The sequence below is a fragment of the Paenibacillus sp. NRS-1760 genome (assembly GCF_050467785.1).
Lineage (GTDB): Bacteria > Bacillota > Bacilli > Paenibacillales > Paenibacillaceae > Pristimantibacillus.
The window spans coordinates 35,461-62,384 of the sequence record NZ_JBITPK010000026.1; the positions used below are offsets into that span (position 1 = coordinate 35,461).

Consider the following 26,924-nt stretch of genomic DNA (forward strand, 5'->3'; position numbering starts at 1 on the left):
AAGACCTCTATGTATATACTTAGATTGGAGATCATACCAGTGTCCTACTTCGTAAAGAACTAATAAATATCAATAAAGGCGAAGTGTTTATTCATTTGCTCCTCCTAAAACGAGTAAGCATCCTTTTCTGATTCTATTACCTATAGAAATTGCAATAACGAATAACTTCTTGTTTAAAAGATATTTCCTACCTCAGGCAGATGTCCAAGCGAGCAGGTTAATGCCTGCATTAAATAGTTAGAAATTATAAATAGGAGGGATTTAGGTATGGGTTGTAATAATTCTGCAACTGCTTTAACGTGTTGTGCTGATAAAAACTTTGTGCAAGATAAAGTATGTACACCCTGGAGTGGCACCGTTGTCGCTGCTGACGTCCTAGTTGTCGTATTCACAAATAATATTAATCAAAATATTGTCGGTACCGGGTATTTGCAATACGACATAGGTCCAGATGATATTACATTTAATTTTCTCGACAGCACGGGAACTCCAATCAATGCTGCTCCATTTACACTCTCTCCCGGAACGAGTCTTGCTTTTACGTATAGGCGCTTCAGTGCCATTCAAATAACGCTTCCAGCAGCTTCACCAGGTACCTATCAAGGGGAGTTCTGCATAACTACCCGTTACCCTGTCCAATAAAATAAACGAGTGGAGGGATAAAGGAATATGTGTGAAACAAATTCTACACTTAGTTGTTGCTCAGACAAAGTCATTGTGCAAGATAAAGTGTGCTCGAATTGGCAATTAGCTGCAGCTGGGACCCAAATCATTTATTCGGACAATATATCACAAACCATCAATGGTACAGGATATGTTAAATATGAAACTGGTACAGCACCATTAACAGTAAACTTCTTCAGAACAGGAATCGTAGCAGCTATTCAAACCATAGTTATTCCTGTTGGAGGCAGTGCATCATTTACGGTAGCACGATTTAATACCATTTCCTTAACTACGACGGCAGCAGCACAAGGGGAGTTTTGTATTACTGTCCGTTATAGTCTTTAATCTTATAGCTCAATAATAAAGGATGGTTCTTCATTTATTGAAGAACCACCCTTTATTATTGTTCATTTAATGGAATAGGGTTCGAATGCAGAGCAATCGTAGTTGAAATTACATATTTCCCCTCAATATAAAGTAATTCATTGCCTTTTGCAGAAACTTTTACGGACTTAATGCCTTCACCAATAAAATTAACCGTATTACCAGGTGGTACAATCATTAGTTTAGTTTCTGTACCAACAATTTCTACTTCCAAAGGATCTGTGCTCGATGGACTCGAGTATATAGTAATTTGCGCCGCCTTAACTTTTGCTTCAATATCTGTCTCCCATATTTGAAGTCCCGTTAGATTACCCTGGAGTAATATATTTCCACAGCATTCTTTTTCGACCAGCATAGTCGCAGGATCAACACAAGGTGGATCCGGGCAAGGTCTAGGACACGGCCTTGGACATGGTCTCGGACTTGGTCTGTGACATCGCTTAGGAGGGCACGGAAGTATCGGGAAACATCTCTTCCTTCGGGCTCTTTTTTTACAGCATTTTTTCTTTATTATATATTTTGATTTTTGTTTATTTATTTGTATAAAAGAGGGTTTCACCATGAGAACATTCATTGATTCAAATAAGGGCTTTTTCCTTGAACAGTATCTCCTTTTCAGCATATTCCCCCCTCTTTCAAAAAACACATATTCCTGTTCATACTTATATTAAATGTATCTTTCCGGCACATGGTTATACATTATCTGAATTTATTCCAAAAGAGGTCATATGCCTAGTAGATTTGACCTCCATTATCGAAATGTATGATTGATTATTACGTAAGCTCGTGCATGGACCAAACCACACCATTCGTAGAACCGCCACCTATATTAAGTGATATTGTCAGACCGTTCGCATTGTAGTAAAGCCCAATAACATCTCCAGCGGAGAGCGTAACCTCACCTGCCAAAGTTACTGTTCCATTACCAAGTACAGCTCTCAATGTTAGAAGCAACGCAATATTAACATTCAAAATAGGTAATAATCCCGTAACCAAACTTGTTGTAGTAGGCGATGTTCTTTGAACTATAAAGAAAGGGTTTATTCCAGCTCCGAGGCTTACGCCAATTGCTGCAGTCGTTATATAATTTACTGTTGCTAAAATAGAATATCTACCAGTGACCGGTATCGTGTAATTGCCAGTTGTGGCATTGAAATTCGCATTTCCATAATAAGGATTCGCTACAGACCAGTTAATAAGCTGACCCGTTGCTGATAAAGTAAGAGTAGACAAATATGCCGAAAACCCTTCAGCAGCAAAGTTCGGGCCAGTAGCTCCGGTTGCTCCTGTGGTACCTGTAGCCCCTGTTGCTCCGGTTACTCCTACTCCCGTAGCTCCTGTCGTGCCCGTTGCTCCGGTTGCTCCGGTCACTCCTACTCCCGTAGCTCCTGTCGTGCCCGTTGCTCCAGTTGCTCCGGTCACTCCTACTCCCGTAGCTCCTGTCGTGCCCGTTGCACCGGTTGCTCCTACTCCCGTAGCTCCCTGCGTGCCCGTTGCACCGGTTGCTCCGGTCACTCCTACTCCCGTAGCTCCTGTCGTGCCCGTTGCCCCAGTTGCACCCGTTACTCCTACTCCCGTAGCTCCTGTCGCACCGGTTGCTCCCGTTGCACCCGTCTCTCCTACTCCCGTCGCACCTGTAGCTCCGGTTGCTCCCGTTGCACCCGTTACTCCTACTCCCGTAGCTCCTGTAGCACCGGTTGCTCCCGTTGCACCCGTTGCACCCGTCTCTCCTACTCCCGTCGCACCTGTAGCTCCGGTTGCTCCAGTTGCACCCGTTACTCCTACCCCCGTCGCTCCTGTCGTGCCTGTTGCTCCTGTTGCACCCGTCACTCCCGTTACACCTGTCGCCCCCGTCGCGCCAGTAATCCCCTTCTTACGCGATCCGTCGCAGCTTAATGAACCGGAGCATGAACAATTGCTACTTGAACATTGCGATCTGTTAAGTTTTGAGCTGCCACAATACATATCCATTAGCCCCATCCTTTGTACAACAATCTTGAATACATATATCATTAAAAATTAGAATCGATGAAAATATTCAATCCCAATTTCCCTATCATTAATCTATATAAAACAAATCGTTTAAAATAAAAATTCTCCCAGAAACAGAGAATATTCTCCCCCTCTATCGGCAGACTCTATTAATAGTAAATGAATTTTCCTCAGTTATTGATTGTACTCAAGCCTTATCTTCCAAATAATAGTCATTTGGAGCATACCTAAAAATAGAGCCACTTCTACCTTCAATAAGGCAAAGTGACTCTAGCTTTTTCACTACTTTTAACCTGTCTAACCCTTCCCATACAAAGACCATATAATATATCGAGACCAACAATCCATTTTTTTATTTTTATAAAATTTTACATTTATTCTGCATTTAATCTTTACATCACAACTTTCGTTTAATGTTTCAAAGAAATAATAATATATGCTAAAATAGATCAGCCATAACTTTATTATAACTAGTTAGGTCTTTATACCGTATAGCACAGATTTAATCTAATTCCTGTATCTATCCATTTGAATGCGGATACATTTTCTTGCATCACTCGAGTTATCGCTGCTCACTACTACATGAAAAATCGATTTAGTGGTATATTAGTACTATATCGAATCGTCCGGAGGTCCTATGGAAAAACATAACTCTTCACAAGACCGAGCATCCTTTATTTTTAATATTGAGGTGCTTGTAGAAGGGAAAAACAACGCTGCAGCGCTTGAGCAATTGCTTCATTCGCTAAATGGTTCTGACTTTGTTGATTTCCGTATATTATCTGGCATCCAACTTGGAGAGCAAATCGAACATCGCAAGAACAATACAAGCTCCACACGAGAAATTCCTTTGCCGCCTAACCTAACTAAAGATGCTGACAGCATACAGCCTAACGGAACTTCAACCACCATTCCTGAGAAAACAAAAGACGCTAAGAAGGCTGACAAGCCAGCAGCAGATGCTCTGGAAGCTTTAAGCTATTACGACAAAATAAGAGCACTCATGAAAAACAATACCTTAATCCGGCTCCTCATTAATAAAGGCTTAGGTATTACGCTCAGCATTCCTTGCCGAATCATTAATATGGATGAGTCGGAAAATATTATTACCGTTTATCATGTCGACGAGAAGCAAGTGTATACGTTTCGAATGAACGAAATTGAAGACTTTTCTTACTAATCCACGCATGAAATAGAAAAACCGTTCCAATGACTGTTTATCAGCCATAGAACGGTTTTTTTATGCATAACCCGGAGATAACATTTGTTCAATGTTGTCACTTGATACAGGCGGACTCCAAAAGAAGCCCTGCATTTCATCGCATTTATGCTTGCGAAGAAACTCCATTTGCCCTTCAGTCTCCACGCCTTCTGCGATAACCTGAATATTCAGGTTATGAGCCATTGCAATAATTGCAGCAACGATTTCTGCATCACTCGGGTCCTGCTGAATATCACGTACGAAGGAACGGTCAATTTTCAACCGATCAATCGGGAAGTTTTTCAAATAATGGAATGAACTATAGCCTGTGCCAAAATCATCAACGCTAATATTAACGCCTAATGCCGTTAAGTCGAGCAAACAGCGAGACACATGGCTCACATCCATCGTCATCGACTCCGTGATTTCCAGATCCAAGTATTTTGGATCGAGGCCTGTTTTCTCAAGTACTGCCGCTACCTTGCCTGCGAGATCCGTTTGAACAAATTGCCTAATCGATAAATTGACGGATACCGGCATTAGTGGCAATCCAGCATCTTGCCATGCTTTGTTTTGACGGCAGGCCTCTTCCAGTACCCAATCGCCTATTTGGACAATCATGCCGCTCTCTTCAGCTAACGGTATAAAGTTCCCTGGCGGTATCATGCCTTTAATCGGATGATTCCATCTTACTAGCGCCTCTACGCCAACCATAGTACCTGAGCTCAAATCATATTGCGGTTGATAATGCAAAATGAATTCTTCGCGCTGAATAGCGCGGTACATCTCATGCTGCAGCGTAAGTCGCTCCAATGACGAATTGCTCCAGTCCTCCGAATAAAGCAGGCAATCATTTTTCCCGCTTTCCTTCACTTTGACAAGCGCCATATCTGCTTTCTTGATAAGCGAATAACTATCATCATCCGCGTTGCGGTTTGTAACCAAACCAATACTCGCTGTAATATGTAACGGGAAGCCGCTCAGCTCATAGGGCTCTTCAATCGACCTGAGGAGATTTCTGCACAGCTCAAGCAAATGCTTCTCCGATCGTAAATTGCAAAATAATAAAGCAAATTCATCGCCTTCCATACGCGCTGCAAAATCATTGTCATCAAGATCTCGATTTAGTCTTTCTGCAACTTGCATGAGAAGAATATCACCAAATTCGCGTCCAAAGGATGCATTGACCAGCTTGAAGCGATCTAAATCCAAATAACAAATACCAACGATACGTTCTTCTTCCTTCGCCCTTGTCAACGTCTCCGTCAGTTTCATTTGAAACAAAGTGCGATTCGGCAATCCGGTCATATCATCGTGATAAGCCATATAGCGAATTCGTTCAAGATTACGTTTGCGATCGCTTAAATCCTGGCTTATTACTACCGTTCCGATGACTTCATCCATCTGTATCATAGGTGAGCAAACAACTTGAAGCTCGAGCGGAAAGCCTGAACCATGCGTAATGTTAATATTGATCTGTTTCGTTTCTCCAAGCAAAGCATGCTCAAATGTTTCTTGCAGCAATTGCCGGCTGCCTGGCTCGACTAATCGCAAAATCGTTTCTCCGAGAAGCTCGGTTCGGTCATAGCCAAGTGTACGGCCAGACGCTTCGTTCAACTCCATGACAATCCCGTTTTTATCCAATATCGCCAGCGGAACGGCTTCTGAACGAAGCAAGGTCTCTACAATTGCCGTATGATAATTTTGGAAGCTAAACGTCACATTTCGCTTTATATAAACAATTACTGCAGTTACGATTAACGATGCAGCGATGGCCAAAGCGGTCCATTTGTACATCGTGTTAGAAATTAATGTAAATGATACGATAATCCAGACCAACCCGAGTGCTGCCAGCAAACAGCTAACAACCAACGATCCATTCAATGATTGCTTGAGGAGTTGCCGCTTTCTATCAGGAAAACCATCTATCCGTTTCGTCACGCACAAACGTCCTTCCTCTATTTCGAGTCAAGTCAGTGTTCGCTTTATTATAAACGATGTACGCGCTCTGGTATAGAAATATTTACTAAAGCAGCTTGTTTATTTGTTGTAATACAGAGTAATATGTCGTCAATTCATTATTTATTTCTAACTAATTACTTTCTTTCTTAAGTGCTGCGGTAATAATACATATCCAGCCAGCAATAATCGCAACGCCGCCAATAGGTGTAATCATGCCAAGCTTGCTAAAGCTCGTAAGCGATAATACGTACAAACTGCCGCTAAAAATGATCATTCCTGTTAGAATTAATCGACCGCCATTTAAAGCAAGCTTGCTCGTCCCCATTTGTTTTGCGAACAAGGAAATTAGCATTAAACCGAGTGCGCTGTACATGTGATAACGAACTCCTGTTTCAAAAACCTCTAAATAATGATCACTCAATTGTTTTTCTAATCCATGTGCTCCGAATGCGCCTAAAGCAATGGCTAAAGCCGCGTTTATTGCTCCGATTGCAAAATATTTTGGAAACATTTGTTTTCAATCCTCTCGTATTTGTGTATAATTTTACCGTAATTAGTAAAGGAGCTGATATAAATGGAAAATGAAACCAATAACAATGCTAATCCATCTTCCAGCAATGAGCCTTATGGTTCAAGACCCGTTTTCTCAAATGACCAAACCATCTATGAAGGTCCTAAGAAACATTCAGGAATTGGCATTACATCCTTCATCATTGGGCTGCTCTCAGCCGTATTGCTTATTATTGCAATCGTCTCAGGCTTCTCATTCGCTGATCAGATCGCAAATACAGACATCATTATAGCAGACCCTTCTGATAGAGCAGCTTTTCAAGCTTCAATCGAAGCCCTTGGTCAAGAAGTTCTTGTTTCTATGATGCTTACCATCGTTTGTATTTTTGGAGCAGGGCTACTCTCCCTTGTAGGTCTTATATTAGCCATTATCGGTGCCGTCTCAAGCAAGCGTCGTAAAACGTTTGGCGTTATTGGCATTGTACTTAACGTTGTCGTATTTGTAGGCGGTATTGCCTTATTTTTTGTAGGCTCTGCTTCTATTGCTTCATCGGTTGCCTAATTAAATTTCGGCCAGCTGTAAAAAGTCTGTCTCAGCCTCAATGGAGCGCTCGAAGCAGGCTTTTCTTATTTATGCCGCTTATCTCACCGTTAATTTCGTCCGACTAAAACCTTCCTTCGTCTTATTAACCTCAAGGCAAGCCGGAAATGCATCCTTAAGCTCCTGAACGTGAGATATAACACCGATCATTCTCCCAGATTTCTGCAAATCAACAAGCGCTGTAATAGCTTTCTGAAGCGATTCCTCATCCAGTGAACCAAAGCCCTCATCAATGAACATCATTTCAATTGTCACGCCGCCCATGTGGGATTGAATAACATCCGTCATTCCAAGTGCAAGGCATAACGAGGCGTTAAACTTCTCACCGCCGGACAAAGTTTTCACGTCACGATTCTGACCCGTATACGCATCATAGACATCGAGGCCTAGTCCGCTTTGCTTGCCTCGAGTTTCAAGGCGGTCACTTCTTTGCAACATAAATTGCCCATTCGATAAATCATGCAAACGCGAATTGGCAGCAAAGAGAATCTGCTCCAAAAACTCGATTAGAATATAGCGCTCGAACGATACCTTGAGCGCATTATCCCCTTTCAACATCTGGAATACATCCATGACCTCTTCAAGCTTAGCCTCTAGCTCGCTCACATAATCATTGGCTTTTCCAATTGAAATGGCAAGTCGCTCAGCAACTTGACCGGTCCGTATTGCCGTTTGTACGGCGGCAAATAGTTTTTCCTGCTGCTGCTTCAAAGCAGCAAGCTGCTCCTGAAGCTGCGACAGATCCACTCTAGGTTTGCCTGCAAGCTCGCTTTGCAGTTCAACCAGCTGCTGCATAAGTGAAGCAACGGCTGCTTGGTATGCGGCAATTTCTTTTTTCAACTGTTCTCTAGCTGGGTCAGGCAAAGCTGCTGCTCGATATTGCTGAACCGTGTCAAAACCCGCTTTCACGAGCTCATCCAGCAATCGCTGATCTGCTAGCTGCCTGTTTTTTTCAGATTCTTGCTGCTGCTGCTCGGATTGCACGGCATATGCTTTCTGTTCGGCCAGCTTCGCTGTCATTTTTTGCTGCTGCTCTTGAACAGACTTCCAAGCTGCTGACATTCGGTCATAAACTACCTGCTGCTCATTTAGTTTTTCAGTCAGCTTCTCAGGAGTACGCAGTGTTTCTGGGATGCGGCCCAGCTCCTGCTGCAGCGCCGATTGCTGTGACGTTCGCTCAACGATTAAGCGCTGCTGCTCCTGCTGTAGTTGTTCCTTACTAAGCTGTTGCTTCTCGAGCTGCTGCTCCTGACGTTCGATCAACTGCTTGAGCTCAGGAAGCTGCTTCACTTTCAATAGAAGCTTGTCCGTTTCTTCCTTAAGGCCGCGCCAAAGCTGCAGCAGCTGCGTTCGTTGCTCCTCCAGCATGACGGCTTTCAATCCAAATTCCGCCAGCTCTTTAGCACCATCCTCGCGTGTTGCTTGTGCTGCAGCTGCTTGTGCTCGCGCTTCAAGCCATTCCCGCTCCACTGCGGCTAATTGTAATTTTGCCTCTTGCAGCCGTTCACGAGAAGGAATCTCTGAATGGATGACTGACTTTGCTGGATGCTCCTCACTGCCGCACACAGGACAAGGCATGCCCTCATGCAGATGGGCAGCCAGCAGTGACGCTTGCCCCTCAAGCCATGCAGCCTCAAGCTGATCGTGGTTGTCTTTTGCTTTGCTGAGAGTTTGAGCGAATTCTTTCTCTAATAGAGCGATTCTCGTCATTTCTTTCTCGACGTCAACTACTCGCTTTAATTGTTTCCCCTGCTGCTCAATAAGACGCAGCTGATCCAGCTTATCTGTCAGCTCTGCCGTTTCAAGCTCTGTTTCCTTCACTTGTGCATTTGCAGCGAGCTTCGCTTCTCGCAGCTTTATAAGCTCTGCATCCATTGCCTCAAGCTTAGTTGTACAAGCCTTCTCCGCAAGTACGAGCTTGTCGATCGCTTGCTGCTGACTAGCGAGCGTTCTTACGATTGGAGCCATCTCTAGCAATTTGCTAAGCTCACGTTCCGCTTCACGCCGTTCCTCGCCGCGCTGCTCTTCTACTGCAAACCGCTCAACTACAAGCTTAAAATCGCGCTCCGTGGTTTCCAGCTCCGCTTGCCTCGTAGCAAATTGTTCCCGCTTCAACTTCACATCAGCAGCGGTTCGTTCAGCATGCTCCTGATAAGGAGCCAAATGGGCTGCTTTTTCAGCAAGCGCCAGCCGCTGCTCCTTCAAGCCATATTCCGGCTTCTGACCATCCAGCTGCTCAAGCTGCGTCCGCTTCCTCGCATGCTCCTCGTACTTGCTATTAAGCGTCATCGCAACCCTCAGCTGCACTTCAGCCGCTTCTAGCCTTCCTCCAAGCAGCTCCTTTTGCTCTTCCGCATCTCCTGCAAGCTTCTTATAAAAATCGAACTCCAGCGCCAAAGCGTCCGTCACTTGCGTCGCACTATATATTTCCTGCTTAAAGGTTTCAACAAGCTTACTATTTTCTCGCTCTGGCAGCGCCTCTTGCACTTGCTTCATATAAGCATTAAGAGTCGCTTTTGCTTCTTTCAGGTGATCCTGCAGCGCACGGTTTTTTTGCTGAAAACGATTTTCCAAACGCTCATACAGCTCTGTCCGAAAAATTCGGCGCAAAATCTCTTCCTTATTATCCGTATCGGAAGTCAGCAGCTTTCGAAATTCTCCTTGTGGAAGCATGACAATCTGACTGAATTGCTCCTTGGTGAGGCCAATAATCTGCTCCAGCTTAGCATTCACGTCTGACAAAATAAAGCGGTCTACAGCTGGAATAGGTTCCCCGCTAGTCGTCTCGTACAGCTCGCATTTACCACCTGTTTCACTTTTGTTCCCGCCCTTGCGATGAGGCATCTGCCTAAGGACCAAGTAGCTTCTGCGACCGATAGCGAAATCGAAATGAACCGCGGTGTGTATTTCTTCTGCAGCAAAATGACTGCGAAGCATACGGGGATCAGCTCGATCCTCTCCACTAGCCGTTCCATAGATAGCAAAACAAATCGCATCAAAAATTGACGTTTTCCCTGCGCCTGTATTGCCTGAAATAACAAACAGGCGTCGATCCTCCAGCATGCTGAAATCAATCGTTTCCGTGTCTCGATAGGAGCCGAAAGCTGTCATTGTTAATTTGATTGGCCTCATAGCATACCTCCTTCCTCACGCAGCAGCTCTGCATACGTATTCGCAAACAACTGTTTTTTCGCTTCCGAGAGTGGTTGCTGCTTTACTTCTTGATAAAAAGCTGCAAACAGTTCGATTGGATCAGCCTCACGCCGTCCTTTTGCCACTCCAGCGTCCAACCTGCTGCCATCGCTCGAATGGCTGCCTGAAAATAATGGCCTGCGTTCCACATGAAGCGCATTCGGATAAACCGCACGCACCTTCTCCATTGGAAACAATACGGGATTATCATTCAAAAGAGTAACAAAAACATAATCCTCGTTTATTTCATGCTTCGTTATCTCTTCGATAGTAGCAGTTATACGGCGCATGTTGCGAAGCGGAAGCAGCTCGCGCTTCTCAATCTCTACTTCACCCGCTTCCTTAAGCTCAATGACGAAATAACCCTTCGCGTGGTTTTCCTCAGAAATCGAATATTTAAGCGGGGAACCCGCATACCTTATCTTGTGATTGCGAACGAAATGGGCCTGATGCAAATGTCCAAGCGCTGTATAATTAAATTTTTCAAAATAAGCCGCACTCACATGTTCAGCTCCGCCAACAGACAATGGCCGCTCGGAGTCGCTTGTATTAAGCTCCGGCTCTCCGGTTGCCGTAACAAAAGCATGCCCGACAAACACATGCCGAGCTTCTGGATTCATAGACTCAGCAATGTTTGCTGTAACTGCCCGCATCGCATCGTCATGCGTTTTTATCGATTCATCGCCAAACTCGTAGCGTACTTGCGCCGGATCTGCGTACGGAACAAGATGGAAGTGAACCTCGCCGAATTCATCATTTAGCACGACTGGTCCGAGCGTTTTGCGAAGCTGTCCCGCCAAATATAAACCGCGATTTTCCATCATTTTTGTACCAAAATTAATACGGTCTGGACTGTCGTGATTCCCTGATATTGCAAGCACTGGCGTACCTAATTCGATTACGATTCGGCTGAGCAGCTCATCAAGCAATTCTACCGCTTCCGTAGGCGGCACAGCCCGATCATAGAGATCGCCAGCAATAATGACCGCATCCGGCCGTTCGATTTCGATTGCTTGCAGCAGCTGCATCAGAACATAACGCTGATCCTCTGTCATATATACGCCTTGAACGAGCTTGCCCAAATGCCAGTCCGCAGTATGAAATAGCTTCATTCGTCACAAACATCCCTTCCTTGCATTTCTATCTATCTTAACACGTTATTGGTCTATCATTTATTTTAACATCCGATTCATCATGCCGCATAGTAAAGCTGAAATTGCTTTCCGCTATCTATTGCACATCGCATAAATACACGATAAAGTTAGACACGGCATACGTTTATCAAACTCTACTCCTATTATAATGACAACGATGGAGGACTACCAAATTGTCTCGTTTCACATCTACTTTATCCAAAAACTACATACTGCTGCTTACTGTCGTATTCGGAGGTTTCCTCATCTTTGGCTTCTCTGAAAATATTAAAGGGCCTGCTCTTCCTAGAATGCAGAGTGAGTTGAAGCTTGACGAGCTGCAAGTCGGAATTTTGTTAGCATTTAACTCCCTTGGCTATTTGCTTGCATGCAGCTTTACCGGGTGGCTTACCCGCAAAGCAGGCATGAAGCTCACCTTGGTGCTCACATTTGGCTCTATGGCGGTATCGGGTGTTTGCATCTATTTTGCAGCCAATTACACCTCACTTTCATCTGCTTATTTCCTCATGTATGTCGGAAATGGGATGCTTGAAATCGCGCTAGCCATCCTTGCCGCTCGAATTTTCATCAAAAACACGGGCACAATGATGAACCTCGCACACTTTTTTTATGGGCTCAGCTCAACCTTTGCTCCGATCATTGCTGCTTCGCTGATGGGTGTTCAAGTATTTGGTTCTGCGCTAGGCTGGCGGGGAATGTACATGCTTATGCTCGCGCTCTCGATTTTGCCCATGCTTCCAGGACTTTTCGCAAAATATGCCGGTGATGAGCAAAAACACGAGGATCGAATCTCTTTAAAGGAATTTGCTCGTGACAAGATCGCTTGGCTCATTGTAGTCGTGCTATCTTTCGGAGTAATATCGGAGCTTGCTGTTGGCGGTTGGCTCGTTAACTTTTTGGAGAAGGCTTACGGTTGGAGCGGTGATGCGTCGGCTAAAATGCTATCTGCCTTTTTCTTCTGCTTTATGCTCGCAAGGCTCGTTCTCGGTCCCGTCACTGACAAAATTGGCTACACGAGATCGCTCATTTTACTATCTGCTTTTTCTGGGTTATGCTCAGTTGCAGCCATTATCATCGGTGAACCAGGTGCCTTTTTGTTTGCACTCGCAGGAGTTGGTATCGCCCCAATCTATCCAACCGTCATGGCCCTGCTTGCCAAACGTTACCCGAACAACGCTGATACCGCTATTACCTTTACCGTAACCTTAATGGGTATAGCGAGTGTCATCGGCAACCTCGCTATCGGCGCCATTACAGAATGGACGAAGCAGCTGTTTGCCGGAACTGAAAACTCGCATGCCAGCCTCGTTGCAGGTCTGCAAGGCGGTTATCTATTCATCGGGGCATGTGCGCTTGCCTGCTCGGTCACTTCGATCATTCTTTATCGCATGCTTAGAAATAGGAATGCTGTATTGTAAATAGAAATGCCCCTGCCAGTGCTGAAGCTCAGCACCCTGCGGGGGCATTTTTATTCCAGGCAGCCTTTTCAAAAATATCTCGATGTCATCATTTTTTTCTTCGTATAAAATTCCACTCCGTCCTTTCCATTGGCATGCAAATCTCCGTAGAAAGAGTCCTTCCATCCCGAAAACGGAAAAAAAGCCATTGGTGCAGGTACGCCTACATTAACGCCCAGCATACCGGCTTCCGCTTCCTCGCGGAATTGACGAACCGCCTTAGCATTTTCCGTATAAATGACTGCTGAATTACCAAATCTAGAACTATTCACTATAGTAAGCGCCTCATTTAAATCTTCCGCGCGCAAGACAGATAATACTGGACCAAATATTTCCTCTGTGGCAATCTTCATTTCTGGTTTCACTTGGTCAAAAATCGTCGGTCCAAGAAAGTATCCTTCGCCGCTGCGCTCCGCTGCAAGCCTGCCATCAAGCAGAAGCGCAGCCCCCTCAGCAATCCCGCTCGCAATATACTTTTCGATGCGCTTGCGATGCTCATCGCGTATGACTGGCGTTAAGGTGACGTCATCGCGCATTCCCGAACCGATGATCATTGCTTCCGCTGCAGCTTGCAGCGCCTTCATAAAGCTGCTCCCATCACCGACTGCAACAACAGCAGAGCAAGCCATGCATCGCTCACCAGCACTGCCAAAGGAGGAGGCAATGATGTTCTCAACCGTTTTATCGATATGCGCGTCTGGCATTACAATATGGATGTTTTTGGCGCCGGCAAGCGCTTGAACTCTTTTGCCGTTATACGCAGCTCGTTCATATACGTATTTGGCAACAGGCTGCGAGCCGACAAATGAAATGGCCTTTACACTGGGACTGCTCGTCAATGCATTTACAACATCGTGAGCGCCATGCACCACATTAAGTACACCATCCGGCAATCCCGCTTCCCGTAATAGCTCCGCAAGCTTGTTAACGGTAAGCGGCGTACGTTCTGATGGCTTGAGCACAAAAGTGTTGCCAAGCGCGATGGCAAGCGGGAACATCCAGCAGGGTACCATCATCGGAAAATTAAATGGCGTGATGCCTCCCACTACACCAAGCGGCACTCGGAACAGCTCCGAATCTATGTCCGTTGCAATGTTTGCAAGCGTTGCTCCCATCATATGCGTCGGCGCTCCTGCCGCAAACTCCACATTTTCGATGCCGCGCTGCACTTCTCCGACCGCTTCTTTGTAGCTTTTTCCGTTCTCCATCGTTATAATCTCCGCCAGCTCCTCCGCATGCTCCTGCAGAAGCTGCCAGTAACGAAACAGCACCCTCGCCCTGCGTGGAACAGGGGTTTTGCTCCATGCTGGATAAGCCTGCTCCGCAGCATGCACAGCAGCTTCAACATCCTCTTGAACGGATAAAGGGACGTATGCGATTACTGCCCCTGTAGCTGGATTTATCACTTTATCTGTTCGTCCATTTACAGACTCCACCCAAACACCATTTATAAAATTACGCAATTTAAGCGAATCCTGTAGGGAAATAGGTTCTATAGCCATCCTATCAGCTCCTATGTTTATTAATTATAGTTGGGAACAAACCTTTTATCCTTTGTCGTACTCAAGCAGCTATCTCCTTTTGGAAAACGACGCTCAAATATTTACTGCGCGTCTTTTTGTTCTCTAGCATCTTGTTTAAGCAGCATATTAACAAAATATTTGCGAGCATCCGCTGTCTCAATCAGCAGCGAAGCTTCATCACCTCCGGGATGCTTAAGCTCCAGCCAATCGCCGCTCAGCCCTTCACGCACGCCAGTAATGACATACTCCTGATTCAAGTACGCATCAATCTTGTTTTTCTCCTCGACGTATTGCTCATAGGTGGACATATTTCTTCCTCCTTTGGCGCTATAGCTTCCCTTTATCCCTCATGTTCCGAGGCAGCGATGCGACAAGCAGCTATCGATTAGCCGCCTTGTAAGGAGTCCGCTTCACGTATCGTCCAGCTCCAATAGAGCCAACAAATTGACAATCTTGAATAACAAATTCACCGCGTGATAGCACGCTAACGGGCAAACCTGTCACCTTCAATCCTTCAAACGGGTTATAATCAACGTTCATATGATGTGTTTCAGCTGAGAGAATACGCTCTGCTAGCGGATCAAAGATGACGATATCCGCATCACTGCCAACTGCAATCGTCCCCTTCTGGGGAAAAAGACCAAACAGCTTGGCGCTGCGCGTCGATACAATGTCTACGAATTGATTAAGCGTAATACTCCCTTGATGAACGCCCTCCGAATAAAAGAGCGAGAATCGATCCTCTATAACGGGGCCGCCATTTGGAATTTTACTGAAATCCCCCCGCCCCAAATCCTTCTGCCCGTCAAAATTAAAAGAGCAGTGATCCGAACCCAGCGTTTGCAGCTGGCCGCTCTTCAGTGCATTCCAAAGCACCTCTTGATGGTGCGCTTCACGAAGAGGCGGCGACCATACGTATTTTGCCCCTTGAAAATCCGGCTTCTCCAGCTGCGACTGATCGAGCACCAAATATTGCGGACAGGTTTCGCCCCACACGTCCACGCCTTGATTGCGCGCCTCTGCGATTTGCTGGACTGCTTCGGCGCATGTCACATGCACAACATACAGTCTCGCTCCAGCAAGCTCGGCTAGTTTTGCTGCCCGTCCAGTTGCCTCTCCTTCAATAATCGACGGTCTCGTAAGCGCATGATAAATAGGATCGGTGTTGCCTTCCTCCAACGCTTTACGAATGAGAAAATCGATGACATCGCCATTCTCAGCATGCACCATTACCATCGCTCCATGCTCCTTGGCTGCGAGCATCGTCCGAAACAACGTGCCGTCATCCGCTTGAAACACGTTTTTGTAAGCCATAAACACCTTCAACGAGGTAATGCCCTCTTCTTTAATAATCGATGGAAGCTCGGCAAGCACTGCATCGTTTATTTCACTAATCATGAGGTGAAAGCCATAATCGATAACGGCTTTTCTGTCTGCTTTTTGATGCCATGCCGCAATGGATTCCTTAAGTGGTTTCCCTTTCGTCGTCAAGCAGAAATCAACAATCGTTGTAGTTCCTCCGAAAGCTGCAGCTTTTGTGCCTGTCTCAAAATCATCCGCCGTAACCGTGCCGCCAAACGGCATATCAAGATGGGTATGAGGATCAATGCCGCCTGGAAATACGTATTTGCCTGTTGCATCGATAATCTCATCCGCTTCCGACTCGAGGTCAATGCCGATTTTGGCGATGATGCCTTCCTTAATCAGCACATCAGCTTTATACGTGTCGGCTGCCGTTACAATAACCCCATTTTTTATGAGCTTCACCGTCATCCTATACAGCCTCCTTCTTATCGCCATCGTCAGAATCATTGCTTTTTCCTAGTGACGCAATTGCCGCTTGCCGTTGATTCCAGCTTAGAGCTGGCTCCGTCGAGGGAACCTCTACCATCTCAATCGCACCTTCAACCGGGCAAACAATAGAACAAAGGTTGCAGCCTACACAATCTTCCTCGCGAACCTTCAGGTATGCTGCGCCAGTATCGTCTATATGCCGCTCAATACACTGATGCGAAGTATCCTCGCAAGCGATATGGCATTTATTGCAAACGATGCAAGTATCCTGTTCAATTCGTGCAACGACCGCGTAATTAAGATCAAGATCTCCCCAATCCGAATAGCGCTCTACCGATTTGCCTATTAGCTCATTGACTGATTTCAAACCCTTTTCATCCAAATAATTGTTTATACCATCGATCATATCCTCTACGATGCTAAAGCCATGATGCATGGCAGCTGTACATACTTGAACGCCAGTTGAGCCCATCAAAATAAACTCAACCGCATCCCGCCAGCTCGATATTCCACCTATCCCGGAAATGGGTACGCCAACTAAAGGATTTCGGGCACATTCCGCAACCATATTAAGCGCAATCGGCTTAACAGCAGGCCCGCAGTAGCCCCCATGCGCGCCTTTTCCGCCAACATGCGGAATCGTATTCCATGTATCGATATCAACTCCAGCTAGTGAATTAATGGTATTGATCAGCGAGATCGCATCCGCTCCTCCGCGAACGGCTGCTTTCGCTGTCGCGGTAATGTCCGTAATATTCGGCGTAAGCTTGACTATGACTGGCGTCCTCGCCGCCTCCTTGACCCACATTGTCTGCATTTCAACCAGATCCGGCTGCTGACCAGAAGCAGCGCCCATCCCCCGCTCCGCCATGCCATGGGGACATCCGAAGTTCAATTCCAATCCATCCACACCGACAGCCTCTACTTTTTTTACAATTTCATGCCATTTCTCGCGTTTAGGCTCCACCATCAATGAAACGACAAGCGCATGCTCCGGAAATCGCTTCTTTGTCTCGTATATTTCCTTTAAGTTCACTTCAAGCGGGCGATCCGAAATCAGCTCAATGTTGTTGAATCCTGCTACTCGTTGTCCATTGAAATGAATAGCTGCAAATCGCGAGGATGTATTAATAATTGGATCGCCCAGCGTCTTCCATACCGCTCCGCCCCAGCCCGCTTCAAATGCTCGCTGAACCTGATAGCCGGTGTTCGTTGGCGGCGCTGATGCAAGCCAAAAAGGATTCGGAGAAGCTATGCCTGCTAATTGAATGCGCAGATCAGCCATCATTTTCCCTCCCTGCAACTAGCGTTTTGTAAATCGAATAAGCTGCCAGCTTGCCTTGCTGTGCAGCGGCAACCACCATCGCATCACCTTGGCCTTCACCGAAAATAACGTCGCCAGCAGCGTAAATTTTGGGATTAGAGGTCTGATAGGTTTCCGTATTCACCATCACAATCCCCCGTTTATGATTCAAGCCAAGATGCTCAATAAGCGGCAAGTGACGTGTCTGACCAATCGCCTTAATTACGACATCAACATCAAGCAGGAAAGTGGAGCCTTCTACGGGCGTCACCCTCTTTCTTCCCCCTTGTTCATCCTCTTCAAGCTGCATCCTCATGCATTCAAGCGCCTCGACATTTCCGTCAACATCTCCGATAATCCGGCTTGGAGCGCTTAACCATTCAAACTCCACGCCATCTTGCTTCGCGAATTCGAATTCAAAATCGTAGGCGGTCATTTCCTCTCTCGTCCTGCGGTATACCATCTTCACCTTCGAAGCCCCGAGCCTCACCGAGCAGGTAGCCGCATCAACCGCTGTATTGCCCGCACCGATTACCGCTACACGTTTACCAGCAAAGTCATTTGTAAGCTCCGTTTTGGTCGCTTCTACAAAATCAATGGCGTCATACACACCGGTTAATTGTTCGCCCTCGATGTTAAGATAAGGCACCTTCGACATTCCTATCGCAAGTAAAACCGCATCATACTGCGCAAGCAGCGAATCTGTGGCAACGTCAGAACCAATTGCTGTATTCGTCCGAATATCAACGCCCAGCTTCTTCACCTGTTCAACCTCCCACAGAGCGATGCTCTGCGGCAAACGAAACGAAACGATGCCATATGTATCAAGACCGCCCGCTTGTTCCTTCGCTTCGAATATCGTAACAGCGAAGCCAAATCTCGCAAGCTCGCGCGCAGCAGACAGACCTGCTGGTCCGCCGCCTATAATTGCCACCGATTTGCCGTTGCTTTGACCAGCTTCGAACAGCTGTTGATTATTTTTTATCGCCCAATCCGTAGCATAGCGCTGCAGGCTGCCGATCATAATCGGCTTTGAGGATTCGTTCATTACGCATGCGCCCTCGCACAGCTCCTCAGTCGGACACACTCTGGCGCAGGTCGCTCCAACCGGGTTGGCATCCATAATGACGCGAGCAGATCCCTTCATATTGCCGGAAGCAATTTTTTTGATAAAAGAAGGGATGTTAATGCCCGTCGGGCACGCTTTTATGCACGGAGCATCGTAACAGTACAAACAACGGTTCGATTCCTCTATAGCTTCCTTTGGCCGCATGCCTGCCTTCACCTCTGCAAAGTTTCGCCGCAGTGATTCGACAGGTATAAACACCGCCTTTCCTATCGCGCCCATGCCCATCTCCTCCTTATAATCGTTCACTTTTAGTCACTTAATCTGTGCGCTGTTCGGTAGAGAAGCTCTACACCGAGTTCGATATCTTCCGGTGATGAATACTCCTTCGGATTATGACTAATCCCGTCCTTGCAGCGAACAAATATCATTCCGTAGTTGCAAACATAGGACATCGTTAGCGAATCATGGAACGGGCCGCTCATCAGAACGGGCGGGGCAAGCCCTATTTTCGCCGCTTCTTCGTGCATAAGCTCCCTAAGCTCAGGCGCGCAGTAACGCGGAGCACTCCTCGTATCCTCACGAATCGTGTACGTCAAGCCATGCTCTAAACAAACAGCATCTATCCTTGCAAGAAGCTGTTCCTCCAGCCTGTTCCTTCTACTCTGATCAATATCACGGAAATCAACGGTGAAGCTTACTTTCTCAGCAATAATGTTGCGCGAGTCCGGAAATACTGACAGCGAACCAACCGTTCCTACAGTCGGTGCGCCAGGTTCAGCGCTAGCTAATTCGTGGAGTGCGATGATAACCTTAGCGCTGCCGACCAATGCATCCTGGCGCATAGACATTGGCACGGAACCCGCATGTCCTGCGAAACCTGTCATTTCTACCGTCCACCAGACAGGGCCGGATATGCCGCTGACGATTCCAATCGGTTCATGGAGCGACTCCAGCACTGGACCTTGTTCAATATGCAGCTCCAGAAAAGCAGCTATCCGCCCTTCATCAAAGACATAACCTTCAAACGCAGCAGGATCACATCCAAACGCGATCAACGCCTCCCTGCGAGTCACACCATTTTTATCCGTCCGATCAAGCTCCCCCTCCTCAAGCTTCCCGGTCATTCCTCTTGCGCCAAACAACCCTTTGTTAAACCGGCAGCCTTCTTCATCACAAAAAGCGACAACTTCAATATTTCTTGTTGGTTTAAAGCCTTTTTCAACCATCGTTTGAACGGCTTCAATTGCCCCTAATACGCCAATCACGCCATCGAATCGCCCGCCGTACGGCTGCGAATCAATATGGGAGCCGAGCATAAGTACCGGTGCTGCCGAGTCAGCTCCCTCTAGAACACCGATTAAATTGCCGAACGGATCAATCCGCGCCTTCATCCCCGCTTCAAGCATCCAACTCCGCACCAGCTCTACACCTGCCAAATCCTCCTTCGACAGCGCCAGCCTGCAAACGCCTGTATCACCAATTTTGCCAATCTGAGCGAGCTCATCAATACGCCTGTGCAGCCGCTTCGCATTAATGCTGAGTTCTTTCTCCACTCTTTTATCCGCCTCCCTCAGACACCGAAAACCTGAAGCAGCGTTTCGGCTATAAATACAATCTCATCATCCGTAGTCGACAAAGGCGGGCTCAGCGTCAAAATATTCATAAACCCCGGCACTGTATCGCCATTTTTGCTAATGAGCAGTCCTTTTTGCTTGCACTCCGCAATAATAGCAGCAACTCTAGCAGCAGATGCCGGCTCCTTTGTTCGTTTATCCTCCACCAGCTCGATACCGATAGCCGAACCAAAAATTCGAAGCTCGCCTACGTACTGATGTGATTCAAGCGGCTTGATTCGGCTAAACAGCTCTTTGCCTATATATGCAGAACGGCTGACTAAATTTTCACGTTCTATAATTTCTATATTTTTTAGCGCCACCGCGCAGGATACAGGATTGCCTCCGAAGGTATTCACATGACGGAAGTGATTGTCTGCTCCGCTTTCTTTGAAGCTTTCATACATTTCGGCGGACACTGCCGTTGCAGATAATGGAGAATATGCGCTTGTCAGCCCTTTCGCCATCGTCACTATATCCGGCCTTACCCCAAAGTTCTGATGCCCAAATTTCTCTCCTGAGCGGCCGAAGCCGCAAATGACCTCATCAACAATGAGCAGGACATCGTGCTTATCGCAGATCTTTCGCAGCCGAGCTAAATAGGGATCAGGCGGCACAATCATTCCACCTCCGGTAATAACTGGCTCAACGATAATGCCAGCGACCGAATCTGCACCCTCCCATAGGATGGCATCCTCATAGGCTTGAGCGCATTGCATTTTGCAGGAGCCTTTCGTTTGCCCGAAAGGACAACGATAGCAATAGGGCGGAGGCACATGGGAAAATCCCACACCTAGCGGCTCGTATTTCAGCTTGCGCTGCGCTTGCCCTGTGGCGCTAAGTGCCCCCATAGAATTGCCGTGATAGGCGCGGTGGCGTGAAATGTATTTGTACTTAGAGCCCTTCCCGCGTTGATGATGATACTGGCGGCCGATTTTGAAGGCGACTTCATTGGCATCTGAACCTGAGTTGGAGAAAAAAAATCGATAATCGCCAATGAGCCATTCATTCAGCTTCGCAGCCAGCTCAATTGCCGGAATATGAGATTGAATGAGAGTCGCATAAGCTACTGTCTTCATCTGTTCCGCAGCCGCTTCAGCGATTTCAACCCGGCCATGACCGACATTGACGCACCACATCCCGGACATGCCGTCGAAATAGCGATTCCCATCCATATCCGTTAGCCAGCTTCCTTCTCCCGATACGATAACCATTGGATTCTCATTATGAGGAGAAATATGATGCCATAAATAGTTCCGATCCTTCTCTAACAAAGCTGCTTTGTCTTCTTCATTCATTGCTGCCTCATTCACGCCCATGCCTGCCATTCCTCCTTCGCGGCTGCCGCTTCTATAATAGAATGAACCGTGGATGAGACCATCAACGATCCTTATAGACTAGCGTATGCGGCTTCTTCGCTGCTTCTTCCAAATTGTTTCTAAGATTGCTGCCATGACTCAAAAATAACATCGTAAAGCAAGACAGGATGCTCGGAAAAGATACCTATTTTAAAGCGGATTTAAACTTCTAGAAGCTGTTTATGGGGATAAATTCATGTGATCCCTGTTCATTTTCCCTCACATAACCGCTCTGCTCTTGAATATATTGAGTAACAGACAAGAAATAAGCGATGAGCATGTAAGGCTTTTTTTCATTCTGCAGCGTTAACATAATGGAATGAGGTGAGGGAAATGGAGTCAGAGCCGCTATTTATTGTTTCAAGGGAAGATTGGTCGCTCCACCGCAAAGGTTATGAGGATCAAGCGCGACATCAGGAGAAGGTGCACGAAGCCATTAAGCAAAATCTTCCCGATCTGGTTTCCGATGAAAGCATCGTATTGTCCGATGGCAGGCGAACGATCAAGGTCCCTATTAAAAGTCTCGACGAGTCCCACTTTATATACAACTACAACAAGAAGCAGCACGTCGGACAAGGCGATGGTGACTCTCAGGTTGGGGATGTGCTCGGCGTCGATCCACAAGCAGCTAAGGGGCCCGGCAAGGGTCAGGATGCAGGCGATCAGCCCGGAGAAGACGTTGTTGATACTGAGATAAGTATCGATCAATTGGAGGATATGCTGTTTGAGGAGCTGGAGCTTCCTAATCTGGAGCAAAAGCAAAAGGATCAGCTGCAAACTACCGAAATCGTTTTTCACGATATTCGGAAAAAAGGCATTATGTCCAATATTGACAAGAAGCGAACATTAATCGAAAATCTGCGCCGCAACGCCAATGCGGGCAAATCCGGCATTGGCGGCATTTCACCTGACGATCTTCGTTACAAAACATGGAATGAAGTTATCAAACCCCAATCCAACGCGGTCATTCTTGCCCTCATGGACACATCGGGAAGCATGGGCTCGTTCGAGAAATATTGCGCGCGCAGCTTTTTCTTCTGGATGACACGCTTCTTACGGCGCAAATATGAGCATGTGGAAATTGTGTTTATCGCGCATCATACGGAAGCAAAGGAAGTTACTGAGGAGGAATTTTTCAATCGTGGGGAAAGCGGCGGCACCATCTGTTCGTCCGCTTATCAGAAAGCGATCGACATCATCGATAGCCGGTACCCGACTCCCAATTGGAACATATACCCGTTCCACTTCTCTGATGGCGACAACCTAACTTCAGATAACGAACGCTGTGTGAAGCTAATCGGTCAGCTGATGGAAAGAAGCAATATGTTCGGATACGGAGAGGTCAACCAATACAATCGAAGCAGTACTCTAATGTCCGCCTACAAACACATCAACCACAAAAAATTTATGTATTCGGTAATTAAGGAGAAAGGCGAAGTGTACAAAGCGCTTAAAACCTTTTTCTCCAAGCAAGTGACCGGTGCCTAATAAAACCACAGAAAAAAGCCGTCCCGATGGGTTCAACCCATTCTGGACGGCTTTTGAGCATTTTTGAATAAACATCCATTCAACTTGTAAGAGCAGAATCTGAGTCCTCATTATCTGGATCGATCCCTTTCGTTTCTTTGCCAAAGAATAAAACCGTTAGCGCGCCTATGACAATCGTTACAAAAAAGATCATAAAAATAGATGGAATCGCGACTTGTTTAGCAACAAGCATCCCAACAAGATAGGGCCCAATGATACCCCCGACCCGGCCGAATGAGGCGGCAAAGCCGACGCCAGTTCCACGAACTGCGGCTGGATACAGCTCCGGCGTATAGGCGTACATCCCTCCCCACGCTCCAAGATTAAAGAATGAGAGACAAATGCCCGCAGCCAGCAGTACTCCTTCTGTCTCTGCGCTACCGAACCAAAGGGCGCTGCCCGCGGTTAGCAGCAAATAAACCACTAGCACAAATTTACGCCCAAATTTCTCGATAAAATAAGCAGCAGTGAAATAACCTGGCAGCTGGGCGAGTGTCATAATCAGAACATATTGAAAGCTTTTCACCAAATCAAAGCCCTTGAGCACCATGACGGAAGGCAGCCAGAGGAACATGCCGTAATAGGAAAATACGACTGTAAACCATAAGATCCACAATGTTACTGTCGTTTTACGGTAGCGCAAGGACCATATGGATTTCATTCTGTCGCTTAGACTCAGCTTGCGGCTCTGCTGCGCATTGAAGCTGGGCGAGTCTTTAATGGCTCTTCTCAAATATAGGGCAAAAAGTGCAGGAACAGCACCGAGCGCAAACGCCATCCTCCATCCGTAATCGGGAATGATGAAGTAGGCAATCAAAGCCGCAGCAATCCACCCGATCGCCCAGAAGCTCTCCAATAGGACGACTGCCCGGCCCCGCTCCTTGGCAGGCACAGATTCCGATACAAGCGTCGACGCAACTGGCAGCTCCCCGCCAAGCCCGAATCCGGCTATGAAACGCAGCGCGCATAAGACGATAAAGCTCGTTGCCAGAGCGGACATACCACTCGCAATGGAGAAGATCAGCAGTGTCCAGAGCAGGATCGCCCTGCGTCCGTATCGATCGGCCATCAAACCGGACACAGCGGCTCCAACTGCCATACCGGTCGAATTAATTGCCATCAGTAACCCAACTTGTTGTGAACCTAGCTGCCATTCTACTGCCAAAGCAGCTACGATAAAGGAGATCATTCCGACCTCCATCGCATCAAAAAGCCAGCTAAGCCCCGCGCTAAACAACAGTTTCCGCTGTTTCGGCTCGCGCAGCAATGTCATTTTACTCATATGTAAACCCCTTACCCTATGCTCAAGCTCTATTTGACTAGGCGGCATTTTCTATTTGTACGGATATCCTACTCTATATTACCACGTTTTCAAAGTTTCCAATGATTGCATTCCTTACTTCTATTGTTGCCAACTCGGCGGAACTATAGCTCCTCTGTAAACACAAACATGGGCTTAGGTACACTCTTCTTTATTATAATGGAAGTTAAAATAGCTAAACATGCGGCAAAGTAAGGGATGAGGCAGAATTTTAAAGGTTTATGCATTGCTATTTCAATGTAAAATGGTTAAGTATAACAAAAAAACCTCAACCCCTGTAATGAGGTTAAGGCTTTTGCAAACAATTTACTAGATATTTAAATCAATGCCCATCTGATCTAAGCTTTTGAACAGATATCCTTGCCGGCGAGCCTCGTCTATAATTCTGCCGAGCGCCTCGGTGTTGTCTTTGGAAACAGAATGCAGCAGGATGATCGCTCCGGGATGGAGCTGCTTAACAACCTCGTTATACGCATATTGTGATCCTCTTTGCGCATTCACATCCCAGTCCTTGTACGCCACTGACCAAAATACATTCGTATAGCCGAATTGTTTGCTAGCGGCAAGCATCCGTTCGCTGAATATGCCTCTTGGTGGCCTCAGATACTTCATTTCCTTCTGGCCTGTCAGCGTTTCTACATGCTCCTTGACCTTATCGAGCTCCGTTTTGATGCTTGATTCTGAGAGGGTCGACATATCCGGGTGACTCCAAGAATGGTTGCCTACAATATGCCCCTCCAGCACCATCCGCTTTAAAAGTTCCGGCTGATCTTTGACATAATGTCCCGTTACAAAAAAGACCGCTGGTACTTGTTTATCTTTTAATACATCAAGAATACGCGGTGTATAGCCATTCTCGTAACCGTTATCGAAAGTAAGATATAGCTCCTTTTGCGTTGTATCCCCTAGAAACAAAGCCCCGTGCTTCGTTACGATTTCTTTAAAGCCCTCCTCATCGATCGAAGGCAGACGCCCCTCCACGCTTTTCTTAAACCCGAAGTGGAATACCCCTGGCTGCCCATATGCAGCTGCTGGACTTATTAAGCCCCATAAGATCGCAATAAGCATGACAGCGACTCTAACCCTTTGCTTCAACAGTAAAGCCTCCTTATTCAATGAAGTGATTGCACTTCATCCGCATATTGCGTTTATATTTCCCCATAAACACATAAAAAAACCGCTATTTCCATAAGTCCTGTAGACTTTGAAAATAGCGGTTTATGTTGTCAATCATTCTGTTAAAAGATGGTCGGGACGACACGATTTGAACATGCGACCCCCTGGTCCCAAACCAGGTGCTCTACCAAGCTGAGCTACGTCCCGAGAAAAGATGGTGCCGTCGAGAGGACTTGAACCCCCAACCTACTGATTACAAGTCAGTTGCTCTACCAGTTGAGCTACAACGGCACATCGATTATGTCCACCAATGCTGGTGGTTTTTGATGCTTCCTTGGCATAACCAAGAGGCATCTTAAGAAAAATGGTGCCGTCGAGAGGACTTGAACCCCCAACCTACTGATTACAAGTCAGTTGCTCTACCAGTTGAGCTACAACGGCGTAACGGTTATGTCTACCTTTGCAGGTGGTTTTGATGCTTGCCTGGCAACAACCAAGGAGCATCTAAAGAAAAAATGGTGCCGTCGAGAGGACTTGAACCCCCAACCTACTGATTACAAGTCAGTTGCTCTACCAGTTGAGCTACAACGGCATATGGATTTTTTTCACCGTTTAAAGGTGTTTTGGTTGCGGGGGCAGGATTTGAACCTGCGGCCTTCGGGTTATGAGCCCGACGAGCTACCGGGCTGCTCCACCCCGCGTCATTTTGAAAGAAAAATTATGGTGACCCGTAGGGGACTCGAACCCCTGTTACCTCCGTGAAAGGGAGGTGTCTTAACCACTTGACCAACGGGCCTAGAAAAATTGGAACGGAGAGAGAGGGATTCGAACCCTCGCACCACTTACGCAGTCTAACCCCTTAGCAGAGGGTCCCCTTGAGCCACTTGGGTATCTCTCCAAACTTGGCTCCCCGAACAGGACTCGAACCTGTGACAACTCGATTAACAGTCGAGTGCTCTACCAACTGAGCTATCAGGGAAAATATGGTGGGCCTTAGTGGACTCGAACCACCGACCTCACCCTTATCAGGGGTGCGCTCTAACCAGCTGAGCTAAAGGCCCTAAGCATAAACATAAATCTTATGTAAGATCATTTGTTTATAATCAGGTAATCAAGTTGCGCCCTGAAAACTGGATACGAAAGGTAGGCTTGCTGAAGCCTTTATGCTGCTGTCTACTGGA

The 26,924-nt window shown here is 46.6% G+C and carries 21 protein-coding genes and 9 tRNA genes; 6 read left to right on the plus strand and 24 right to left on the minus strand.

Annotated features, from left to right (window positions below):
- The first annotated feature begins 267 nt into the window (after positions 1-267).
- Positions 268-642, plus strand: coding sequence for a DUF3992 domain-containing protein (locus tag ACIFSR_RS33480; protein WP_430063512.1), 375 nt, complete (start codon positions 268-270; stop codon positions 640-642).
- 27 nt (positions 643-669) lie between these two features.
- Positions 670-1,011, plus strand: coding sequence for a DUF3992 domain-containing protein (locus ACIFSR_RS33485; protein WP_076270281.1), 342 nt, complete (start codon positions 670-672; stop codon positions 1,009-1,011).
- 55 nt (positions 1,012-1,066) lie between these two features.
- On the opposite strand, the gene ACIFSR_RS33490 is transcribed toward ACIFSR_RS33485, so the two are convergent.
- The gene (locus ACIFSR_RS33490) at positions 1,067-1,672 is read right to left on the minus strand and encodes an S-Ena type endospore appendage (RefSeq protein WP_430063514.1); all 606 of its coding nucleotides are present in this window, start codon (positions 1,670-1,672) and stop codon (positions 1,067-1,069) included.
- Positions 1,673-1,824: 152 nt separating this feature from the next.
- On the minus strand, positions 1,825-3,021 hold the full coding sequence (locus ACIFSR_RS33495) for a hypothetical protein (RefSeq protein WP_430063516.1): 1,197 nt from the start codon (positions 3,019-3,021) through the stop codon (positions 1,825-1,827).
- A gap of 658 nt (positions 3,022-3,679) precedes the next feature.
- Between ACIFSR_RS33495 and ACIFSR_RS33500 the strand changes: the two genes are divergently transcribed.
- Positions 3,680-4,222: a hypothetical protein gene (locus tag ACIFSR_RS33500; protein ID WP_430063518.1), complete on the plus strand. Its 543-nt coding sequence runs from the start codon at positions 3,680-3,682 to the stop codon at positions 4,220-4,222.
- 60 nt (positions 4,223-4,282) lie between these two features.
- Here ACIFSR_RS33500 and ACIFSR_RS33505 read toward each other — a convergent pair whose 3' ends face one another.
- Both ACIFSR_RS33505 and ACIFSR_RS33510 read right to left on the minus strand, forming a co-directional pair.
- On the minus strand, positions 4,283-6,184 hold the full coding sequence (locus tag ACIFSR_RS33505; protein ID WP_430063520.1) for a putative bifunctional diguanylate cyclase/phosphodiesterase: 1,902 nt from the start codon (positions 6,182-6,184) through the stop codon (positions 4,283-4,285).
- Between the two features lie 151 nt (positions 6,185-6,335).
- Positions 6,336-6,716 carry a DUF423 domain-containing protein gene (locus ACIFSR_RS33510; protein ID WP_430063522.1) on the minus strand — a complete coding sequence of 127 codons (381 nt, stop codon included), beginning with the start codon at positions 6,714-6,716 and terminating at the stop codon, positions 6,336-6,338.
- Positions 6,717-6,779: 63 nt separating this feature from the next.
- Between ACIFSR_RS33510 and ACIFSR_RS33515 the strand changes: the two genes are divergently transcribed.
- Positions 6,780-7,277 carry a hypothetical protein gene (locus ACIFSR_RS33515; RefSeq protein ID WP_430063524.1) on the plus strand — a complete coding sequence of 166 codons (498 nt, stop codon included), beginning with the start codon at positions 6,780-6,782 and terminating at the stop codon, positions 7,275-7,277.
- A 78-nt stretch (positions 7,278-7,355) separates the two neighbouring features.
- Here the strand turns inward: ACIFSR_RS33515 and ACIFSR_RS33520 are convergent, their stop codons facing one another.
- A complete protein-coding gene (locus ACIFSR_RS33520) occupies positions 7,356-10,448 on the minus strand; it encodes an AAA family ATPase (protein WP_430063526.1) in 3,093 nt (1,030 codons plus the stop codon).
- The gene (locus ACIFSR_RS33525) at positions 10,445-11,620 is read right to left on the minus strand and encodes an exonuclease SbcCD subunit D (RefSeq protein ID WP_430063528.1); all 1,176 of its coding nucleotides are present in this window, start codon (positions 11,618-11,620) and stop codon (positions 10,445-10,447) included. The genes ACIFSR_RS33520 and ACIFSR_RS33525 overlap by 4 nt, the downstream gene beginning before the upstream one ends.
- A gap of 215 nt (positions 11,621-11,835) precedes the next feature.
- Here ACIFSR_RS33525 and ACIFSR_RS33530 point away from each other — a divergent pair, with 215 nt between their 5' ends.
- A complete protein-coding gene (locus ACIFSR_RS33530; protein ID WP_339204103.1) occupies positions 11,836-13,080 on the plus strand; it encodes an MFS transporter in 1,245 nt (414 codons plus the stop codon).
- Positions 13,081-13,148: 68 nt separating this feature from the next.
- Here ACIFSR_RS33530 and ACIFSR_RS33535 read toward each other — a convergent pair whose 3' ends face one another.
- The 7 genes from ACIFSR_RS33535 to ACIFSR_RS33565 form a co-directional block, all read right to left on the minus strand.
- Positions 13,149-14,621 (minus strand): CoA-acylating methylmalonate-semialdehyde dehydrogenase, encoded by a 1,473-nt coding sequence (locus ACIFSR_RS33535; RefSeq protein ID WP_430063530.1) that lies wholly within the window; start codon positions 14,619-14,621, stop codon positions 13,149-13,151.
- A 101-nt stretch (positions 14,622-14,722) separates the two neighbouring features.
- The gene (locus ACIFSR_RS33540; RefSeq protein WP_339204105.1) at positions 14,723-14,950 is read right to left on the minus strand and encodes a hypothetical protein; all 228 of its coding nucleotides are present in this window, start codon (positions 14,948-14,950) and stop codon (positions 14,723-14,725) included.
- A 70-nt stretch (positions 14,951-15,020) separates the two neighbouring features.
- Positions 15,021-16,415, minus strand: a complete 1,395-nt coding sequence (gene hydA, locus ACIFSR_RS33545) for a dihydropyrimidinase (RefSeq protein ID WP_430063532.1) — start codon at positions 16,413-16,415, stop codon at positions 15,021-15,023.
- A gap of 1 nt (position 16,416) precedes the next feature.
- Complete coding sequence (preA, locus tag ACIFSR_RS33550) at positions 16,417-17,721, minus strand: NAD-dependent dihydropyrimidine dehydrogenase subunit PreA (RefSeq protein WP_430063541.1); 1,305 nt, start codon at positions 17,719-17,721, stop codon at positions 16,417-16,419.
- A complete protein-coding gene (locus tag ACIFSR_RS33555) occupies positions 17,714-19,087 on the minus strand; it encodes an NAD(P)-dependent oxidoreductase (protein WP_430063534.1) in 1,374 nt (457 codons plus the stop codon). The genes preA and ACIFSR_RS33555 overlap by 8 nt, the downstream gene beginning before the upstream one ends.
- 29 nt (positions 19,088-19,116) lie before the next feature.
- Positions 19,117-20,361, minus strand: a complete 1,245-nt coding sequence (locus ACIFSR_RS33560) for a M20 family metallo-hydrolase (protein WP_430063536.1) — start codon at positions 20,359-20,361, stop codon at positions 19,117-19,119.
- Between the two features lie 17 nt (positions 20,362-20,378).
- Complete coding sequence (locus ACIFSR_RS33565) at positions 20,379-21,740, minus strand: aspartate aminotransferase family protein (RefSeq protein ID WP_339204109.1); 1,362 nt, start codon at positions 21,738-21,740, stop codon at positions 20,379-20,381.
- A gap of 372 nt (positions 21,741-22,112) precedes the next feature.
- Between ACIFSR_RS33565 and yhbH the strand changes: the two genes are divergently transcribed.
- The gene (yhbH, locus tag ACIFSR_RS33570; protein WP_076270296.1) at positions 22,113-23,267 is read left to right on the plus strand and encodes a sporulation protein YhbH; all 1,155 of its coding nucleotides are present in this window, start codon (positions 22,113-22,115) and stop codon (positions 23,265-23,267) included.
- 79 nt (positions 23,268-23,346) lie between these two features.
- Here yhbH and ACIFSR_RS33575 read toward each other — a convergent pair whose 3' ends face one another.
- The 11 genes from ACIFSR_RS33575 to ACIFSR_RS33625 form a co-directional block, all read right to left on the minus strand.
- Entirely contained in the window at positions 23,347-24,588 is a 1,242-nt protein-coding gene (locus tag ACIFSR_RS33575) for an MFS transporter (RefSeq protein ID WP_430063539.1), read from the minus strand.
- A 348-nt stretch (positions 24,589-24,936) separates the two neighbouring features.
- Positions 24,937-25,695, minus strand: a complete 759-nt coding sequence (gene pdaA / locus ACIFSR_RS33580) for a delta-lactam-biosynthetic de-N-acetylase (protein ID WP_179089892.1) — start codon at positions 25,693-25,695, stop codon at positions 24,937-24,939.
- A gap of 178 nt (positions 25,696-25,873) precedes the next feature.
- Positions 25,874-25,950, minus strand: a tRNA-Pro gene (locus tag ACIFSR_RS33585).
- A gap of 8 nt (positions 25,951-25,958) precedes the next feature.
- Positions 25,959-26,034: transfer RNA gene (locus ACIFSR_RS33590), tRNA-Thr, on the minus strand.
- A gap of 74 nt (positions 26,035-26,108) precedes the next feature.
- A tRNA-Thr gene (locus tag ACIFSR_RS33595) sits at positions 26,109-26,184 on the minus strand.
- A gap of 75 nt (positions 26,185-26,259) precedes the next feature.
- Positions 26,260-26,335 (minus strand) — tRNA-Thr (locus ACIFSR_RS33600).
- Between the two features lie 32 nt (positions 26,336-26,367).
- A tRNA-Met gene (locus ACIFSR_RS33605) sits at positions 26,368-26,444 on the minus strand.
- A 20-nt stretch (positions 26,445-26,464) separates the two neighbouring features.
- A tRNA-Glu gene (locus ACIFSR_RS33610) sits at positions 26,465-26,539 on the minus strand.
- A gap of 14 nt (positions 26,540-26,553) precedes the next feature.
- Positions 26,554-26,641, minus strand: a tRNA-Ser gene (locus tag ACIFSR_RS33615).
- 5 nt (positions 26,642-26,646) lie between these two features.
- Positions 26,647-26,722, minus strand: a tRNA-Asn gene (locus ACIFSR_RS33620).
- A gap of 5 nt (positions 26,723-26,727) precedes the next feature.
- Positions 26,728-26,804 (minus strand) — tRNA-Ile (locus ACIFSR_RS33625).
- Positions 26,805-26,924 lie beyond the last annotated feature (120 nt).

Bases quoted from the DNA above. Each gene is read 5' to 3' on its own strand.
- ACIFSR_RS33480 (WP_430063512.1), top strand. From the start codon at position 268: ATGGGTTGTAATAATTCTGCAACTGCTTTAACGTGTTGTGCTGATAAA.
- ACIFSR_RS33485 (WP_076270281.1), top strand. From the start codon at position 670: ATGTGTGAAACAAATTCTACACTTAGTTGTTGCTCAGACAAAGTCATT.
- ACIFSR_RS33490 (WP_430063514.1), bottom strand. From the start codon at position 1,672: ATGCTGAAAAGGAGATACTGTTCAAGGAAAAAGCCCTTATTTGAATCA.
- ACIFSR_RS33495 (WP_430063516.1), bottom strand. From the start codon at position 3,021: ATGGATATGTATTGTGGCAGCTCAAAACTTAACAGATCGCAATGTTCA.
- ACIFSR_RS33500 (WP_430063518.1), top strand. From the start codon at position 3,680: ATGGAAAAACATAACTCTTCACAAGACCGAGCATCCTTTATTTTTAAT.
- ACIFSR_RS33510 (WP_430063522.1), bottom strand. From the start codon at position 6,716: ATGTTTCCAAAATATTTTGCAATCGGAGCAATAAACGCGGCTTTAGCC.
- ACIFSR_RS33515 (WP_430063524.1), top strand. From the start codon at position 6,780: ATGGAAAATGAAACCAATAACAATGCTAATCCATCTTCCAGCAATGAG.
- ACIFSR_RS33520 (WP_430063526.1), bottom strand. From the start codon at position 10,448: ATGAGGCCAATCAAATTAACAATGACAGCTTTCGGCTCCTATCGAGAC.
- ACIFSR_RS33525 (WP_430063528.1), bottom strand. From the start codon at position 11,620: ATGAAGCTATTTCATACTGCGGACTGGCATTTGGGCAAGCTCGTTCAA.
- ACIFSR_RS33535 (WP_430063530.1), bottom strand. From the start codon at position 14,621: ATGGCTATAGAACCTATTTCCCTACAGGATTCGCTTAAATTGCGTAAT.
- ACIFSR_RS33540 (WP_339204105.1), bottom strand. From the start codon at position 14,950: ATGTCCACCTATGAGCAATACGTCGAGGAGAAAAACAAGATTGATGCG.
- hydA (WP_430063532.1), bottom strand. From the start codon at position 16,415: ATGACGGTGAAGCTCATAAAAAATGGGGTTATTGTAACGGCAGCCGAC.
- preA (WP_430063541.1), bottom strand. From the start codon at position 17,721: ATGGCTGATCTGCGCATTCAATTAGCAGGCATAGCTTCTCCGAATCCT.
- ACIFSR_RS33555 (WP_430063534.1), bottom strand. From the start codon at position 19,087: ATGGGCGCGATAGGAAAGGCGGTGTTTATACCTGTCGAATCACTGCGG.
- ACIFSR_RS33565 (WP_339204109.1), bottom strand. From the start codon at position 21,740: ATGGGCGTGAATGAGGCAGCAATGAATGAAGAAGACAAAGCAGCTTTG.
- yhbH (WP_076270296.1), top strand. From the start codon at position 22,113: ATGGAGTCAGAGCCGCTATTTATTGTTTCAAGGGAAGATTGGTCGCTC.
- ACIFSR_RS33575 (WP_430063539.1), bottom strand. From the start codon at position 24,588: ATGAGTAAAATGACATTGCTGCGCGAGCCGAAACAGCGGAAACTGTTG.
- pdaA (WP_179089892.1), bottom strand. From the start codon at position 25,695: ATGCTTATTGCGATCTTATGGGGCTTAATAAGTCCAGCAGCTGCATAT.